Source organism: Paraburkholderia sp. GAS333, from assembly GCF_050435665.1.
Lineage (GTDB): Bacteria > Pseudomonadota > Gammaproteobacteria > Burkholderiales > Burkholderiaceae > Paraburkholderia > Paraburkholderia fungorum_A.
The window spans coordinates 1-17700 of record NZ_JBNDKS010000004.1 but is presented as its reverse complement, the minus strand read 5'-3'; the positions used below and the strand labels follow the sequence as shown (position 1 = coordinate 17700).

Sequence of the window (17700 nt, the reverse complement as noted above, 5' to 3'; positions counted from 1 at the left end):
CGTCGATTTAGGTCCACTTGTTCAAACAATCGTCTTTTATAGTGAATCACCAAAAACTATCGGCTCGGTCGATCATTTGCGGTGCACAGTCCAGTTGCCTCAACAAGACTGGACGCCAAGACATCGCGGTAGTGGCTAAAGGTTGAAGATGCATCGGCGCGTCCAGATTGCGTTCAGGGTGCGTGGCTACAACACACGAATCTATTGATCAGGGCCGGCGACCAGCGAGTCGATTTCCCGGATTCGGCTTCGCTGCACACCCGAGAAGCTGCGTATCCGTAACCCGGCCCGCCGTAAAGCCGCATCGCAGTTGCCCAATCGATGCTCCGATGCCAGCTTAGCAAGCCAAGACAAAACTCGCTCAAGATAGGCGGAACGAGATTCAGTCAACTGCGCCAGTAGGAGAGACGACGGTGTATCCCGGTCACGGGTGCCCCAGAACCCTACCTTTGCGCATATAGCGGCAGCAGTGGTCCTAACCGGAGGTTCGTCTAATAGCAATTCTTGCCATGCCTTTTGAATTTCGTCCGTTGTCGGTTCGCGCACATTGTATGAGATTTGCGGTCGCCAAGACCTATGCTTTGCATTGAAGTTGATAAGCCAATCGTGGTCATTTTTCAGAAGTGTCTGATATAGATCAGGTTTGGTTTCGGCTGCAGAAGAGATGCGCCTTTCCGATGAAATGCTCTTCACAACAAGACGCCATTCTGTGCGCAATCTACTGATTCCGCGCTGAGTTAGCGTCATATCTTTTGTCGAGTTCTCCGCACCAGCCCACTTTAACGCGGTGCTTCTACTCAAATGCAATTTTTCAGAGGCGAGTTTGGCACCCCCTCCTTTTTTACAAGTACATTAAATCGGCTTTTATATCGAGCTCCGTATGAAAACGGCGTCAGTTTGACAACGGCAGATTGAGACGAATCAAGCATTCGATATGATATGCCACATGTGCACACTAGCTTCCATCCTCCAGATCTTCTTAGCCCCCCCCGCAAAGTTCAAAACATCTGAATTTCGATGCAACGCCCCTTCGCACTTGACGCCTTCCGCGAGTGCTACCCCCTCTTGCAATTTAAGTAGCGCCACAGGCAAATATGAACCCGGCGAAGAAATAAGATGTTCAAGAAAACACTCCGCCGCGATAAACATAAACGGATGGGGTGTCTCATAGCTTTCCCATCCCGTTAAACGACCAAGCCATGACGAAATTCTTGCAGCGCTCATCCCTGTCAGGTTGCAATACTCTTTACCAAAGAAGTCAGACCACGCAGATATAACTTCGCTATGTCGGACAAGGGAAGCGGAACGAGCGAACCCTGCATCTCGTAATAAATCGCGATAGCTGCCAACTGGCCGGTACGCACCGCCTTCGCGTCTCTGACGAGCACTTCTTTTAGTAACCTCCTCAATCGCGACCTTATTTGATGAATCGACGTCACGGACAATCGGTCCATCAGATGCCTTGACCAAAGTCATGACCGGCACATCGCCGTGGGTGTCTACATGCCCAAATTCGACCGACCTAAGAACACAGAAATGCTCTGAACAAACGTAGGCGCCGATTAGCTGATGATCCATCTTCCAGTATATGGGTCTTTGTCTGGCTTTCCACTCCGAAAGACATTCTGGACAGTAGCGCAAATTTTTTACACGCTCACCATCAAACCTTAATATTCTTAGCGAGCCATTTTCACCCAACGGCTTACCAAGCATTCTCTCAAGCAGCTTTTTTCGAGTCGGCTCAGACGACACCATTGTTGCATAGCGAAATTCAGTGTGCTGGAAAACTATTTCATTTCCAGTCAGACTCCAGTAGTCTCTAGTTTGCTCAGCAAGATAGTCGATAGCACTCGGGAGCCGCGTGCCTGCATTGTAGAAATAGCCGAAAAGTTGTGCTCTAAGAGTCTCGGTAGATTTTATGCCCATATACTCCGCATATCTCCCAAAATTACTTGGGAGATTTTCTCCATCCATCAGCGGCAGCAGCGCAACGGCCATGGCAGTACCCCTCCATATATTCCATACGTCCGCGGGTCGACAACTCCGAACCACCACGTAGCGGTATCACGATAACAAGTCGGCATCCCACTGTTATCAAAAAACGTTAGCCATAGACAAAGCCTTTATCGGAAAAATTGCAATCCGAATCAGGGCCCGGCTCATCCAAATGCTCTTCTACAATTTCTTCTTTTTAAAAAATTGAGTCCGGTTCTCTTTATTGAATTCAGAAATCCATTTCCTGTCATGCCGGTATAATGTTCTATACAATCTCGAATCAATCTGATAGGACGTTAGAACTCGCTTCTCCGGTCGTGCGCTCTTAACGATCATTATCCATTGGTCACGCAAATCCTGAATCGTCTCTTCAGATAATTCTCTACGCCTAGAAAACCCAGAGAAGCGTGCCCAACGCAAGAGCCGAGGATTTACCGAAGAGAAACCTTGTGCTTTGCTACCGATGTTAAAGTTGTCGGCGAAGCGCATGGAAACCAAGTCCCGATAGCGTTCACCGTAAGAAATCACACTCATGTCCTCGTCTACAGAGCGCCTCACCTCGGAAGCCCTATAGGTGACGCCGCAGGAGCAAACCAATTCGCGCCCTTGGCAATCACTCGGATCCTCTCGCCATATGTCGTTAGCTCGATGAATAATTCCTTTGCATAGCAATCCCTCTCTGCGTTGACATGAGTCGTCATACCCATTCTCGGTCGAGACCTCCGCAATTTCAGCATCTTCATTTCGTTTGGCTGGAATAAACGTTCCAGGCGACGCGCATCGGGCATTCAGCAATGAAACTACGGAAATGAATACAAATGGATGAGAGGCCTCCCCGCCTGCTACATCACCTTCGATGTTCTTCAGCCATATGGCAAGCCTTTTCAAGCTGAGACCTGTAAGCTGGCAATACTCATGTCCAAAATATTCAACCATCGAAGCAGTGAACGTTCGAATATCGACGCCACCGGTAAGCCACGCATATCCACCCGTTCGAAGCAACTCACGATACATGGCCGCTGAGGGAACACGGCCGTTCCCGATCCTGTACTGGGCACTAAGTTTTGCCACCTCTGCGAACGCTGCCCGCTCGGTGGACGACGCTCGCACCAAGATTTCTTCATCTTCCACGTCCTTCAATGCCATAACCGTATGATCTGTGAGGTTTTGTGAAATACCCTGCTTCGCGACCTTCAGCATCATTGAATGGACAGCACAGACATACACACCCGGCAGTTGATGGTCTACCATCCAATGTGCAGGTGTCCCGTTCTCTCGCCACTGCGCCAAACACTCTTCACAGTATCGGAACTTCGCGACGGACTCGGCGCCCCATCCACCAGCGCTTCTTCGTAAAATGCGGCTGCAAGGCTGCTCTAGCATATCTGACAACATCGTTTCTCTCTGCTTCGCAGACATGGTGGCCGTTGCGTAGTAGAACTCTGTGCCCTTCTTAATGATTTGCTCAGCATCCAAATTCCAGTAGTCTTTAGTTTCCTCAGCGAGATGATTCAGGCCACTTGGAAGCCTGGTATCTGGCTTACATGGATATCCAAAGAGACGACGCCTCAGGGCCAGCGTGCTTTCGACACCAATGAATTCGCCATATCGCCCAAAATTACTGCCAAGCGTCTCGCCATCCAAATGAGGAAACAGTGCGATAGCCATATCATCCCTCCCTGCTTTCGCCACTTTGCTTCTGTGAATACAAACCCGAATGCCGCCGCGGCCTTCGGGTTTACCACTCTCATATCACAGGTTCCGCCTCGCCATTCTTCAGCGAATTTGCCGGAGCCTTCTTTTGATAGTATCGTCGCGCAGCCTCGTTACTCAAATCCTGGGATGAAGCCTTCGGGTATTCCATCTGCACTGCGCTCACGAGCGACGATGCCAACTCTTGCGGAACACCCAAGAGCAGCAACCTGGACACGGCACTGATCGCTGACTCATTCTTGTCGTGCTCCATCGCCAATTCTTGAAAACCATGGCGCTTCGCTTCGGAATTTACCGAATCAACGATATCGTCGAGTGTGTCGCCCAACAGATCGTCATATGCGGTCATCCGAGATTTATTTCCCGAACGAATAGCGCTCATCATCGGCCTCAATGACGCCATCTTTTCATCGAACACGTCCCTAAAGATCTGCTTGGAAAGTCTTTCGGCGCCTGAAGAGATTGCCGCGTACTGCGCTAGCTGGAAAAGAGGTACCGCAACGCCGGGCAGCCCTTGGGTCAAGAACGAAAAATACTTCCGCAGGCTGTCAGAGAGAGGCACAGGATTAACAAGCCATTGATACTTCTGCAGTTGGTTACAGAATCGCCTCCAATCATCCTCATTCCTCATCGCATCCCAGGTGATGACGCCTTGACTGCTGATACGTCTCGCCGATCGCAGCGTTTTCCGAAATAGCTGAGCCGCTTTTGGTGTACCGCTGACAATGACCGGAATGCCCACCACGTTGGTGAGATTGACGAAGAAGTCAAATAGCGGATCGTTCCTCGCAACAGCGTGAAGCGCGTTTTGCATTTCGTCGATCACAATGAGGCCAGTTTGATGCCGTTTTGCAATACGATGTAGCTTATTGGCATAATCTGCCAACGTCGCCCGTGACCCCACTTCGGCCGCGTAGTTCGTCCCAAGCAAACGATCAAACTCCAGCATCAGAAGCTTTAGAGTGTCTTTCAAACTGGCGCTCTTAGGACAATCCACTTTTATCCAGACAACCTGATTCAACCCGTATTCCGCGTGATGAATCACCTGCGGCAGCAGTCGGAGCCCCGACTCAACAGCCGTTGTCTTACCGCCCCCAGAAAGTCCGAAGATACCAGCGCAATAGGCATGCGACCGCTCGTGCGGATAGATAGGCATAAGCTCCCCATCTTGATTCGCACGATAGCGGTCCTTGATGCCTTGGACGTAATCATCTCCGACATTCACTCCAACGTAGTGCTGCCGCACGATGACCTGCAGTGTGTTCACTACGTCGAGATGAGCGGGGAGCGCCATCACGAACCGTGATAGTCTACCTATGGCATGCATGCGATACTCTTCGGATCTGGAGCGTTCATCCTCAGAAAAAGCGATAGGGACGTCGAGCGCTTTAAGGACTGCCCGTTTGTCCCAGATACGCCCCAACGCAGAAATCAGTGGATTTTTGCGATACTCAGGCAACAAGTCATCTCCATCGTAGTATCGCGCTTCCAATGACACGATGCATTGCTTAACAGCGTCCGGGTGGTTCGACTTGTTACCCGCGATCATCTCCGCAATCGTTTCCTTGATGCTCATGATATGCTCCTATTCGTCCAATTCCGCGAGCAACTTTCTTGCACGCTTCTCGCTGAGTTCTTTGGCAGACATTTGAATGGTTTCACCTGAAGTCACCTTCACATCATCCACAGATTCTTCATAAGCGTCTCCGTCTTCGTCATACTTCTGCTCCGGATCTTCAGCAGCCTCCGCGCGAGAAGCTTGCGGAATTTTCTTGATGGCGTTCTTGAACGACCTACCGGATTTGCTCTTCCGCTTCACTTTATTGCCATCTTTTAATACATCTTCTGCTGGCACACTCTTTCCTACTGACTGTTCGACGTTGCGCGTGTCCTCCATATCCCGGATGTCTGGCCGCGTCATATTCGCCTCTCTTAGCGCCCTTGCTGTCATGGACCTCGCTTCCTTCGCGATCTTCGAAATGTTGAAGTCGGTCAAAGCCCGCTCAGATTCGTTCGCTTCTTTAGTCATGCCCCGATTGGTCGTGTCAAGATCTTTCGCGAGGCTCTGTTCTTGATACGTGACGCCTTGTAAGGCTCCAATCTCATCTTCTGAAAGCGGACATGTGATTGGCTCGCCCAAACCAAGTATCTGAATCGCGCTGTTATCGGTAGAGTCGAATGTGACGTCAATCTTTGTTTGTGTTCGTTCGGCTCTGAACATCGTTTGGCGCTCAATGAGATCAAACGTCGGACATGCATAGTGAACACCATTGTGCAATATTCCTCGCTCATCAATTGAAGCCGTCGCTTTAGTCATAACCTTGGCCCGAAACTCGTCTATATCGACGTGCCTACCACAGCCATTCACTTCGGTGCCATATTTCCAGAGGTTGAGCGGCGTCGGCGCAAGCTCCCGTTCGATCATTTCTGGAGGAGTCGAGTAACCACGGATTGCGCGTGTGTTGTAACTCAGCAGCGAATAACATATGACTCGTTGAAGTTGTTTCAGGTCCAGCGCCGCGTGGTACGCAGGATGTGTTACTCCACGGTCAAATGAGCTCTTCTCGACAATCCCCGGAACGAGAGGGTTCCATATTGCCGGTATGATCCCGAAGCGCCGCTCCATGACGCTGCGAAGGTCTGGTCGATAGGCCGGTGCATTCGACACGTTGACCCGATAGTGAGAAATCAACGGGTGCGCTTTATGCACGCTACTCACCTCTCCTTGGTCCGCATAGACTCCCTCGCAGAGACGACAAGCAGGCCACTGGTCTTCCCGAATATGAATGTCCAAGGACCGGCAGAACGCAACCTTGGGACTGACTGCGTTGACGAGTGCCATCATCGCTCCATCCCAGCATGGCGGATCGTACGTAAGATAGAAGCCAACAGCCATTCCAGAGTAGTCGTCAATCACTAGATATAGAACCGGACGGCCTATGACTTTGGTTCGTAAAATCTCGCCGACCAGGTAGATATCAAGAACTGTCGCGTCAATATGGAACCGTTCTCCCGGTCCCTTTGTCGTGCGCAGGCTGCCTTTTAGTGGTCGCTCGTGGAGCAGGAAGTGTCTGAGGCCCACTTTACGAATCCGACGCTCTTCGTACGTGAGATTCTTAAATATGTAATGCTGAAGCTGCCTTACCGTAATGACTATTCGGCCACTCAACTTAAGTTCGATTAGTTCCCCTTTTTCGTTGTATACGCCCCTATCCCGCAGGAAGGTTACGCGTAACCAGTCCAAGGCCTGACCCAGCGTTTTTTGCGACCTCTTTCCTTTCGTGTACTTGAACGAGAAGTAGTAGTCTGCAGCTAGGGCAATCAGCCGTCGAACCTCCTGATCGCACGCAGAACCACGAAATTTTTTGTGCCTTGGATGCTTGCCAGGAGGGATTTTCCATTCACGCTGTTGATTTCGCCCACCGCTTAAGTCATAGTCATCAGCGGCGGCGGCCGGGGTCAATCCGCGCTGGCAATAGCGACGGAATGTCCTATGCACAGTGTCTTCAGAGAGCTTCGAAATTTTGCAGTAACGCAAAATTCGTTTTCGACGCGTTTCAGAATGAAGCAGCGCTTCGAATTCATCACCGTAATCTGACGGCTCTGGCGTGCTGCCATTTTCATCCAAAGGAAGGTCAAAGGTCAAAAGTCCAACAATAAGTTTCCAGCCTTTTGACTTCGTTGGATCAGTCGCAATTTCCTTATATTCCTCTGAACGATTTGACAATTCGAACGGATGCACGTATCGCCTCGCAGAAACATCGTTCGGCAGTTTCTTCAACTTCTCAAGCGCATCCTCTTCTTTGTATTCTTCGCAGAGACGATCCATCAGATCATCTGTTTTCAGCTTTATTGGTAACGCCTTATGATTACTATCAGACTTCTTATCATGCTCGATATCGATGACATGCGTCCAGCGCGATCCTTTCCCAGTCTTCAGTACTATGTAGATAGTACTTCCGAAACGCTCTTTCAATACGTCGCGTACAACAAGAGGTTCCGTGTACGTGGATTTCATAGGCATGACAGCCTCCGCAACGCATCATCAATCTTCAAACAGCCTTTTTCGTCCGCCAGACTTCACTGAGCAGCAGTTGGATAGGATCGTGGACATCCAGATTGAATGCCAAATATTTTCCACCAGCGAGCTGGCGAAAGGCTTGTGCGCTGGATCCCGAAGCCAGTTCGAAAGTGCGGTCGATATAGCGGCATGCATCGACGATCCGCATGTCTTTGCGCCTGCGGAAAAGACGAAGAATTTCCCGCTGAGCTATCAACTCGGTATTCGATAGCTGTCTTCCGACGGTATCGTTGTGAGCCCGAAAAATCCAAGCTAAGTTCTTCGACAGATTTGCGTGCATCCCGTTAGCTGTCATCGAACGGTAAATCGCTCCTTGGTCTTGCCACGTCCTGCGTTCGATCAGCTGTGTGCGTTTGAGCTCACCGTCACTGAAGCCTGCCGCCTTAACGGAGTTTGCCTCCCGGATATACGTGCTCCCACACCGAACATTGAGCACTAAATCCGTGCTTAGAACCGCTGGCTCTGTCCGACCGTCGTATCTCGGATGTTCTATGCTGAGGGCTAGCGCGGCACGCTGGGTTTTCTCCCGATCAAGAGCATACTGGTCAAAAATTGTCACGACATCATCCCGATACCAAGCCTGTAGAAATACAGCCTGTTCCGCGTCGGACATAAGGTGCAGTTCGTCAGCAGCAGCTTTTTCGCATACTAAACGGGTCTTTGTTCCCGATCCGGGCATGTCGCGTGTATGGAACCAGCGCAAATACGTGCCGGCCTTCTTCGCACGTTCCTGCTCGCTGAGCTTTCGACGAAGGGTGCGTTCCTTCATTCTCAGCGTTCGTGATGACATGTTCAATCTCCCTTCGGAAACTCATTCTTCGCTTGCATCCATTCAATACCTATGTATTCCTATGTTTATTTTTATGAAGAAGAAGCATCCCCGAATGAACGGGGTTATATTTCATGGACGAATTGGTTGTTGAACCGTTACGATCGTTCTAAAAACAAGCCCGTACTTTTCGCCCGGCGCTATCAATCCTGACAATATCCCTAGGAGCGCCACGAGAAGTCCAGGCGCCCCCGCGACGCCTGAGATATCAGTGAATCCTGCTCTCCCGCAAAAGTTGTCCGATGGCGAAGGAATTCCGATATGCGCGTGCGCAATCCTCTCGTTCACGCCGAGCTGCCGCCAGCCAAGCTGCGCTTCGGACCGCAACTTGTCGCGAGGGCGCTTTGGCCTTGACAGGTGCATTGAACAGGTTGTCGGGAACCATTTCGAGCCGGCCATCCAGCAGGCGACGTCTGTAAATAAACTCAGCTTTGGCGCGCGCGCCTACTGCGGGGAGAGAACAGACGATCCACTCGCTTTTCGCAGACCATTTCTCCCGCATCCAGTCGATACAGACGTCGATGGCAAGTTTCTCGCGAATCGCCAGAAGCCCAAGCACGCGCAAGTAGAACACCAAAATCACCCAGCTCAAGCGTCGGGAGTCGATCGTGCAAATAACGGACACATCCATGTCTGTCAACGACTTAATGTGACATGCAATCGTCCCCGGAGATGCGACGAATTGATCCACACCGTCTATGCCTACGACTGCGCGCGCCCTTGAGGCAGATTTCGTAGTCGCCGAGACAACGGCGAGATTGAGACGGACGCTAGCCAGACCCCGCACGCTGACAACAACCAGATTTCGAGCCCCATCCGCGCTGACTTCATGCATGCGTCTGTGCAGCGCAGCTCGACGCATGGCGATATTCGGGGCATCGATAAACCGGATGATTTTAGGATCGTGGTCACCCGACGTGACCATCAGCCCTGTAGGCGGCTCGCCAACGTAATTTGCCTCTTCCACTGCCGAGGGCTGCTCGCTCGGTGCGGTCGTCGACTTAAGCCTTGCCGTCGACGAGCGCAACATCTCTGGTGCAGCAAGCTCTAAAGGCTGCTTGGCTGGCACCCCGCGAAATTCGGTGCCGTTATCTACATACAATGCCCGAACTCCAAGTTGTTTCTTAACGTTTCGGTAATCCGCTGACGAGTTCATACCTGCCTCCTTTAATCGGCACTTGACAACATGGGCGATCAGGCAGAGGATAGAACCGTTCAAGTCAGTTCTCTGCCATCAAGCCGAGAAGAACGGGCGCCCAGTCCGCCAACCGGGTGCCCGTTTTGCTTTCTACGGTCGTGCGTTACGGCCCTTGATTCATCGCTCAACCTCCCAAGCTGATTGCATCAAGCTAATCGTTTTCCGCGGGAACGATAAAAGCCCCATCCGGGAAAACGCGATCCTGCGAGCGAAGTCTCCCGTCTTTTTTTGCGTCATACAACAGAAATCTATTCTGCAACGCGTGAAAAATTCCTGTATCTGGCTTTCATGGCAAGCCCCTCCCTCTCGCATCATCCGGCTCGCCGTTAGTAGCCCGCGATCCAAATTTTGGCCGCTACAGCGGCTCATTGATAGTGCACTATGCATCGATTTTCCGTATCTCCCAAAAGTATTGCTTCTTTCATCACACAGCATATAGTCAGTTATCCTAACGTAATTGCTTTGCCATTTTTATTGGTATAACCCGTTTCAGGTAAGTACCGCAGTGCCTTGCTTGGTAAGCGAGAGCGTCGAGTTTACTTTTCACTCACTTTGACAAAATCTCGATTCCGCGATCTACTGCATAAGAATCGAAACCGTCAGGGCGTTGCGCATTGAGTGGTCACCTCGTTAAAACTTGACCCGTAGTGCAGCTTGCGAATTTCGCTTCTTCTGGTATGCCTCCACTGTTCACTCACATAGCATAAGCTACGCCGCAATCTTCGCGTCGTTAATCGCCGACAGGATGGTTTCGACCGTGGAGAACAATTTTCTACCGCAGAAGATCGATTGAAATTTCGTTGCTGCACCGCATGATGATTTATCGAAATAGATGGAAGATCGTCGCATTCAAACAGCAATTCCCTACCCGCACCTAGGCGAGATGAGCAGGATGATAGTCCGTGATATGTGCGTCGAAGTGCTCATCCCTGCTACGCGCGGTCTACACCAATGAATCCGGTAACAATCCTATGCAGCCGGTCGCCCGTGACCGGGGTCCTGGTCATGCAATCGTCACACAAAACTGGAGTCTCGCCAGACGTCGACCGGTTGAATCCGCCACCCACAGCGGCCATTGATGAAGACCATCGGCCCAGCTTTCCTACGCGGGTTTCCCCGCCGGCTGCGGGCCATTTGCACATTTCATCGACAACATGAACGAACCACAATTGTTTACGAATATCGGTTGATGGTTTTCGTCCACGCGTGACTCGATGAGGCGCATTCAACGTGGCACGATGCCCGCGCGTCGGACCGCCGCCCGGATGCCGTAGATGACGCAAGCCGTAGTAACGCCGGTCATTAGCAAACCATTGCAATCCGAGCAAGACAGCGACAAATCGGCCAATCGCGGTAATCGGCACCACGTCGCCTTAGCCGATGGTCAACGCAGTCCCCGCACAGAAATAAAATGTTTGGCTCATCGATGAACGCGGTCGCATGCTCGCATTGACCGTGCCTCCAACCAGGTACATCGCAATCGACAGAATCAGAAACAGCAGCAGAATCTCCAAAATACCGCGCAGATGCCAAAGGAATCCGCGCGGTTTCTGGACGGCGTCGCGCGGGGCTATGCGTGCTTCAGCAGCCCTGAAACGCTTCGTAGGCAAGATCCAGCGAACACTATAACGAGCGACACCCGCATAAGGCATTGGAATACCGCTTTTCCCGGGAGTTCCGGCGAACCGCTGCATCATCAACCTACGGTGTCCAAGTCTCCTGAATTACAGGGTCAACTCCAACAGAAAGCGGCCGACCTTAGGCTCTACAGCGGTCATTCGCAGAATTCAAGGTCTCCTCGCACTCGGTCAAGCAGTGAAACGGTCAACTGCTTCCGTTCCATTCTCAGCTCGCGCTTCACCTGCTTTGTACTTCAGCTATTCAAGTTGCACGATTCGATACTAGTCGTTCGCCCGCATTGCAATTCCGACCACCTAGTCGACAATTGGCTCGCCGCACGACGAACCGAGTGAAGAGACGCCGGACGTTTCGTGTGTCACATTGGCTAGCTGTTCACGCGCTCCTCTTGGATGCGCGATCAGAAGCGGCAGTAGAACGGCTCCGTTGAACAGGCCTGCGACATAAGCTTCCTAGGAGTTTTGACGATGAACGTGCCAACGCTACTTACAAGCCATTTGCCAACACTGTCCGAGATAGGCAATTGGGTTTTGTCATCGGGGCTTCCCGTTTTGTTGAGTGTTTTGCTCGTGGCTCCGGTAACAGCGGCGCTCACTCTTCGCCGCCAGAAGCAACAGCGTAGTAACGCCATGAAGGTCGGAGGCGACTTGCTACTGCGCGACTGGACGAGAGTAGTCAAGCGTACCGCCATGGGGTTTGTCCATCTTGGCAATGCACTGACGTCGGCCCAACAGCATTCACTTCTTTCTATCATCCACGAAGCAAGTGGTCGTGGAATGACATACGGCAATATGACGCTCGAACAGATGGAGGGCTATTCCCGAACCAACGATGCAACTTTTGAAACTTTTAAAACACATTTGAGTTGGGCAGAACGGGAATTCAGTGATGCCCAAGCGGCCTACGGCCATTTTCTGCAGCAGAGTACCGTGTTTGCCAGCGCAGTCGACCCCGAGGAACTCGCTCGATTGATGGTCATCCAAGGCGATGCAGGTCAAGCCCTTGAAAGCATAGGGTCACTGGTCTATGCGATCCGGGCAGCAATGCACTGCGAACCTATCAGCGAAATCGTCATTTTTGACCATGTGGAAGCGAACGATCATGTCAGCAAGTTCTTGGCAGAGTTCGGACGGAACCAGCCCAAAGACTCTTGGGTCGTGCGGACGGTCGACCGGCTTCTATCTAAGCAGGTGAAGATCTTGGAGAAATTCGAGCACGCTACAAGTCAGAAGGTATATCTCGGCGTTCCGCCGCCGGACCTAAGCGACGAATGGGTGAAGGATGCAACAGCTCGACTCGCTATCCCCCAAAAAGTGTTGCCTGACTTGCAGAAGCAACGCGGCTACGCAGAGCAGTTGGCGTCACAACCAATGTCGCAATACCGCATCTGGTCGGAAGACTTTTCTAAATGGAAACATCAGCTCGCATACGACGGCGCGCCGGTTTGATAATGACGTACTATTCTCAGTTCACGAGTGACGAAGTGGTGTTCAACGACTGGTTGTGTTGCCGGAATCGCCGACGCCGCCGAGGGGGTTGCTTCGCAAGGCGATGCACTTGGCGGCAGAGTTTGGCGTTCATCGGCAGACCATTGCCGAGCATGGAGCCAAGATCGAAGCAGCAATACCGGGAACGCGCCACCAGACAGGCGAATGCGACCGGGCATTTGCCCGCTTTGACGCGCTATTACAGCAGGCTGGAATTGCTGGTGCATAGTGTAAAGGTCAACCCTGACCAGGGTACCAGCGGCCTACGCAACAATCGCATTATTCTTGGCTGAATCGCATTTCGGCGTTCAGGAAATCAACGTTTTCTTGCATCGTTGGACGCACCGGTGAATGAGGTACTCGTTTCTCTTGAAGGGCCGAAATTCTTGTGTAAAGCGATTCAAAGTCGTCCCATACAGTGCTATCTGATCTACGGACTTCTTCTCGGTATTTCTGTGTAAGATGATAGTAATGAAAAATTGGGTAGTAGAATTTGTGCCATACGAATTCTGTGCTTATGAGCCCGTAGCGCTCTAGCAGACCCACTTGTTCGAAGAAGTCAATGACTGCATGGCTTACTTGAGGCGGGGTCTCGAGCAAGCCTTCGCACGTAGATGCTCTTACCTTCTGGAAGCGCGGACTATCAAACTCATCGCTCATTCGCAAGAGCAAAACGACGTCCTGCGAGGCTCTGGCCCGACGTGCCTGGGACGCGAAACTCCACGCCGCTACCAACACACTGAAAGCCGTGAAGGCCGAGCCGATGCAAGTCGCGACCGTGCCCACCGACGTCCAGAATAACGGGGACCGATCCGTTTTTAGGGACTTGATAGTCAGCTACGACGCCGTCCCGAAAGCACCTAGCATCATTCCCACTAGTAGAAAAGCCGCGCGTTTCCACTCGAATTTGACGACGCTCATGTCATCTCCAATTCCCACCGATGAGGCACTGACATGGAAGATAGTCGCTTTCATGGCTTCCGACAAAGACGCAACACGCGCAGCCGGTCGGCCGCCAGCGAGTAAAAGAGGCGATTTCACTGCTGACATGCTTTGCCGCGCCACAAATCTCCAGGTGGCGCGCCTTTTGTGCGATCGCGAATAACCGCTTTCAAGGTTGGGCGGAGCCGCTAGACGGACGAAGCAACAACTAGGCCGATGAAGGAGCATTCGTCTTTGCCACTCGAATGCCAGTTACCGGGACGTACCCGACGTCTGAACGTTCGACCCACGACGCATGTGAACGGCAGTTTGGGGCCGACTACTGCCCGATGCTGATTGGCTCAGTCCGACCCAACCCGGTCAGACAGCTTCCTCCAAACCGGTCATTCAACCGAACCCATGTTCAGCGAACTGGAGTGCCAGTAAGCGGCCGCTGGCGAACTCACCCGATCGCCCAGGATTGGACGTTCGGCATCGGACGTCTGGTTGATAACAATCGGAACGGGGACGGGCTCCGGTAGACTCCAACACTTGCCCAACCTCGTCGCGATAGCATGGACACTCAGCTTTTCATCATCTGCGGACTTACATTCGTAATTCACGTCATCGCGACGCTGGCCTATGCGGTACGGATCGCAGGCGTTCGCACGCGGCGTATCGCCGTGTCGTTCTCTTTGTTCGGGATCATCGCCCTTGTCTCCCGAACGGCGAACTCGTTTCAAGGGCCGTTCATCGCCAAACGTGTCGAGCTTGATATAGCTCAGCATCTGGAAGGCGGATTGCTCAGTGACTTTCGTCTCTTTCTGGTTACAGCCACTGCGGCAAGCATAGTCGGCGCGCTGCTGATCCCAACGTTCCAGCGCTATTTCAGTCGCGCAGTCGAGCACTTTCAAGCCAATCGTTCATTGCCGCGTCTTTTGCTCCACATTTTCAATCGCGGCGGCATCAACTATATGCGTGACGGTGCACGTATTCCGTCACGCCAAAACATCTCGCAGCTGACGAGCGGTGCGGGTGTCTCTGGACGGGTGATAGTTCTCAACGTCTGCGCGATGGCCATCTGGACGGTTGGAGTTTTCGCGTCACTCTACGCGGGATACCTGAAGCCAGATTTGCGCGTGACGTGCGCCAATCTATCGTCGGTCATTAATGGATTTGCGACTGTGGTTCTGGCGGTGGTAATCGACCCGCAGGTTTCTGTCATGACGGACGACGTGATCGAAGGCCGAATCTCCGAGAATAGCTTTCGGCGAGCTATCACTACCCTTGCCGGGGCACGTGTTCTTGGGACCGTGTGTGCACAAGTAATCCTCGTACCGGCTGCGCTTCTCATCGTACGCGTCGCCGAGCTAATCTAGACGATAGAAGTGGCGTACCGTACATCGGAATGGCCGCTTCAGAGCTGCTTAGCTGTCCTTTGTGGGTCGGGCTGAGTCCGTCCGCTCTTCAAACTCATCGCCGGAAAGCGGTCATTGAAATTCACCTGCCTGGAAGCGGCCACTTGCCAATGCGTCTTCCCGACCCGTTGGAGTCACTCGGTCAGTTTGGGCTCCAGTCCGCTGTCTCGTCAAAATGAGACATTCCCATCCAGCGTTGCAGATACTAGTATCAGTACGCTCGGTGCAGCGGGGGACGCGATCTGGTCGACGGTTACAATCTTGGGACGCTGATTCGAGGAGCTCGGTATGCCGTTACTTGTAGCGATGGATTTCGTCTTTGACGCGGATTTCCGAGCCGTTCAGCTTCTAGCCAGTCTTGGTTACAAACCAAAGCCTTTCGATACCGCGTTGGGCCGTTTCGCCGCGCTGTACACGCGCGCCGAACGCGTTATTCCACCAGTGCCGTACGTAGTGCGTCTTTCAGACGAGATTCAACAGAACTCCAAGTACAGGACGCACAGAAAGGCTCTTGACGAAATCGTGTTACGGCTGCGGAATGGACAAAGCGTCCGTCCTTATCTTTCAACGTTAGCGGTTCGTGCCGCGTTCTAAGACACTCTACTATTGACTTGGGGCATTCACCATCTACACCTCAACACTATTGATACGCTCGATAAGCGGGGCTTTGTAGCCCGAAGGCGGGGCGCGTCCGAACTATTACTATTGCGCATCAAGGAACAGACAGCCTACCTAATAGACATCGTTTCGCACGACGAGCCAGATCTGTTTGACAACGCACGATTGCTAGAGGTCGTGGACCGGAACTGGCCAGAACTTCACTTCGCGGCGAAGTCAATCACTGGCGAAGCATTCACACCGCAGCAAGTGAAGAACCTTCGCTCGAACCACACAAATTTCGCTATACAGGTTAATGGGCGTACCGTTTTACCCAAGGTTGGGGTTACGGCGACCGGAGTGCCGATTGAGGTCTACGGATGGTATTGGGCGTTGCACGCCGAGCTACGCAAGGTGGAAGCGGACGTTCGTAGTCGTTTCCATGAATTTTTTCCGCACAGCATTTCGCCATCGCAGAACTGGCGAGCTATCAACGTTGTCAGGTTGGTCGGCATTGAAGATGCCTATTTCGTCATTCAGGACCAAGCAATGCTCCGCTTGTCTCATGCCTATCGCGTGGCAGCACAAAACCGGGAAGTTGTAGCGTAGGCTTTAAGTCAACCGTTCATGTCAACATGTTAAATCTCGCAAACAGCAGCTCGTTGCCGCTCTCAGCCCAAGATGCGATGTTTGTAGACAGTTTAAGTCGTGGACGAGACGTTCCTTCTTTTCGATCTCTAGGTTGGCATGCGGACGGGCTTATTATGGCCAACTTTTCATTTTCGATAATGTGAAGACATACGGAGAGACTGGTAATGTCAAACGCATCGGGGATTGGTGCCGGTAGACTCTATCGCATCTTAGACTTTAGCCGAGCAGTTCAGATTTTCGAGAGCGAGAGCTTGTATTTCGCGCATCCGCGAACATGGGAGGATCCCTATGAAGCTCACGTCGAGCATCAAGGAAGTCACGCATTCTTTGCGCAATGTTGGTGTCGACTAGGCGTCTCAGACGCAATGTGGCGCATCTATTCGCCTACGCACATGGGGGTGAGAATCTCAACGTCGACGAAGAAGCTTTCCTTGGCAGTTAAAGCATATGCCAGTCAACTCGGATACGGTTGGAAAGCGGGACCGGTGAGCTACTTGAGCCAGCGAGACATCAAAATCGAAATTCGTAAGATTGCTGACTCTCTCGAAGAAGAATTTGATCTGAGCACTGCGGTAAAGATCCTGTACATGAAGCGCGAAGCATTCGAACACGAATCAGAATGGCGTGCGACCATTTATTGCCCAGACGCCGACCGATCGGTGGATCGAGAAGGAATCTCCGTAGCCGTCAACCCGCACAAGATTATCGACAGCATACTACTTGATCCGCGGGCCCCGCAGGAATTGGTGGATGCATTCACATTCTATTTCAAGGAAAAGTTGAAATTTAAAGGTCGAGTGGAGCGCTCTGTACTCTACAAATCACCAACACGTATTCAACTTGTCGACTGACGACCGAGCGTCTAACGTCCGGTGTGGAGGAAAACTGCGCCATACGAATGGTCGATGGCCGGTCGGAGTGTTAGACCGTTCATGGCCGCACCCGATCCGACGGTGACCGGCTCTGGTCGACCCAACCCGGTCAGGCAGCTTCCTCCAAACCGGTCATTCAGCCGAATCCATGTTCAGCGAACGGGAGTGCCAGTAAGCGGCCGCTGGCGAACTCCCCCGATCGGCGGAGGCTGTGTAAAAACGTGCAGAACAGCCGGTTAGTGAAGGCCTGTGGGAAGCACGATTGCGTTAGACCGATACGCAAGCGGACGAAGCCAGCTA

13 protein-coding genes are annotated in these 17700 nt (G+C 52.2%); 5 read left to right on the top strand and 8 right to left on the bottom strand.

Annotation, left to right across the window (positions count from 1 at the left end; translation table 11 throughout):
* Positions 1 to 921: 921 nt before the first annotated feature.
* The 7 genes from ABH945_RS22220 to ABH945_RS22190 form a co-directional block, all read right to left on the bottom strand.
* Positions 922 to 1998, bottom strand: coding sequence for a TniQ family protein (locus ABH945_RS22220; RefSeq protein ID WP_429251947.1), 1077 nt, complete (start codon positions 1996 to 1998; stop codon positions 922 to 924).
* 177 nt (positions 1999 to 2175) lie between these two features.
* On the bottom strand, positions 2176 to 3663 hold the full coding sequence (locus tag ABH945_RS22215) for a TniQ family protein (protein WP_429251946.1): 1488 nt from the start codon (positions 3661 to 3663) through the stop codon (positions 2176 to 2178).
* Positions 3664 to 3742: 79 nt separating this feature from the next.
* A complete protein-coding gene (locus ABH945_RS22210; protein WP_429251945.1) occupies positions 3743 to 5284 on the bottom strand; it encodes an ATP-binding protein in 1542 nt (513 codons plus the stop codon).
* 9 nt (positions 5285 to 5293) lie between these two features.
* On the bottom strand, positions 5294 to 7732 hold the full coding sequence (locus ABH945_RS22205) for an integrase (RefSeq protein ID WP_429251944.1): 2439 nt from the start codon (positions 7730 to 7732) through the stop codon (positions 5294 to 5296).
* A 28-nt stretch (positions 7733 to 7760) separates the two neighbouring features.
* Positions 7761 to 8558, bottom strand: coding sequence for a TnsA endonuclease C-terminal domain-containing protein (locus ABH945_RS22200; protein ID WP_429251943.1), 798 nt, complete (start codon positions 8556 to 8558; stop codon positions 7761 to 7763).
* Positions 8559 to 8826: 268 nt separating this feature from the next.
* Positions 8827 to 9837, bottom strand: coding sequence for a hypothetical protein (locus tag ABH945_RS22195; RefSeq protein ID WP_429251942.1), 1011 nt, complete (start codon positions 9835 to 9837; stop codon positions 8827 to 8829).
* Positions 9838 to 11189: 1352 nt separating this feature from the next.
* On the bottom strand, positions 11190 to 11513 hold the full coding sequence (locus ABH945_RS22190; RefSeq protein ID WP_429251941.1) for a hypothetical protein: 324 nt from the start codon (positions 11511 to 11513) through the stop codon (positions 11190 to 11192).
* A 408-nt stretch (positions 11514 to 11921) separates the two neighbouring features.
* Here ABH945_RS22190 and ABH945_RS22185 point away from each other — a divergent pair, with 408 nt between their 5' ends.
* The gene (locus ABH945_RS22185; RefSeq protein ID WP_429251940.1) at positions 11922 to 12902 is read left to right on the top strand and encodes a hypothetical protein; all 981 of its coding nucleotides are present in this window, start codon (positions 11922 to 11924) and stop codon (positions 12900 to 12902) included.
* 318 nt (positions 12903 to 13220) lie between these two features.
* Here the strand turns inward: ABH945_RS22185 and ABH945_RS22180 are convergent, their stop codons facing one another.
* Complete coding sequence (locus ABH945_RS22180) at positions 13221 to 13679, bottom strand: DUF4760 domain-containing protein (RefSeq protein WP_429252287.1); 459 nt, start codon at positions 13677 to 13679, stop codon at positions 13221 to 13223.
* Positions 13680 to 14437: 758 nt separating this feature from the next.
* Between ABH945_RS22180 and ABH945_RS22175 the strand changes: the two genes are divergently transcribed.
* From ABH945_RS22175 to ABH945_RS22160, 4 genes are all read left to right on the top strand, one after another.
* Positions 14438 to 15241 (top strand): lipid II flippase Amj family protein, encoded by an 804-nt coding sequence (locus tag ABH945_RS22175; RefSeq protein WP_429251939.1) that lies wholly within the window; start codon positions 14438 to 14440, stop codon positions 15239 to 15241.
* A 327-nt stretch (positions 15242 to 15568) separates the two neighbouring features.
* Positions 15569 to 15874, top strand: a complete 306-nt coding sequence (locus ABH945_RS22170; RefSeq protein WP_429251938.1) for a hypothetical protein — start codon at positions 15569 to 15571, stop codon at positions 15872 to 15874.
* Positions 15875 to 15985: 111 nt separating this feature from the next.
* Positions 15986 to 16486, top strand: a complete 501-nt coding sequence (locus ABH945_RS22165; protein WP_429251937.1) for a hypothetical protein — start codon at positions 15986 to 15988, stop codon at positions 16484 to 16486.
* A 407-nt stretch (positions 16487 to 16893) separates the two neighbouring features.
* Positions 16894 to 17379, top strand: a complete 486-nt coding sequence (locus tag ABH945_RS22160) for a DUF2971 domain-containing protein (RefSeq protein ID WP_429251936.1) — start codon at positions 16894 to 16896, stop codon at positions 17377 to 17379.
* Positions 17380 to 17700: the final 321 nt, after the last annotated feature.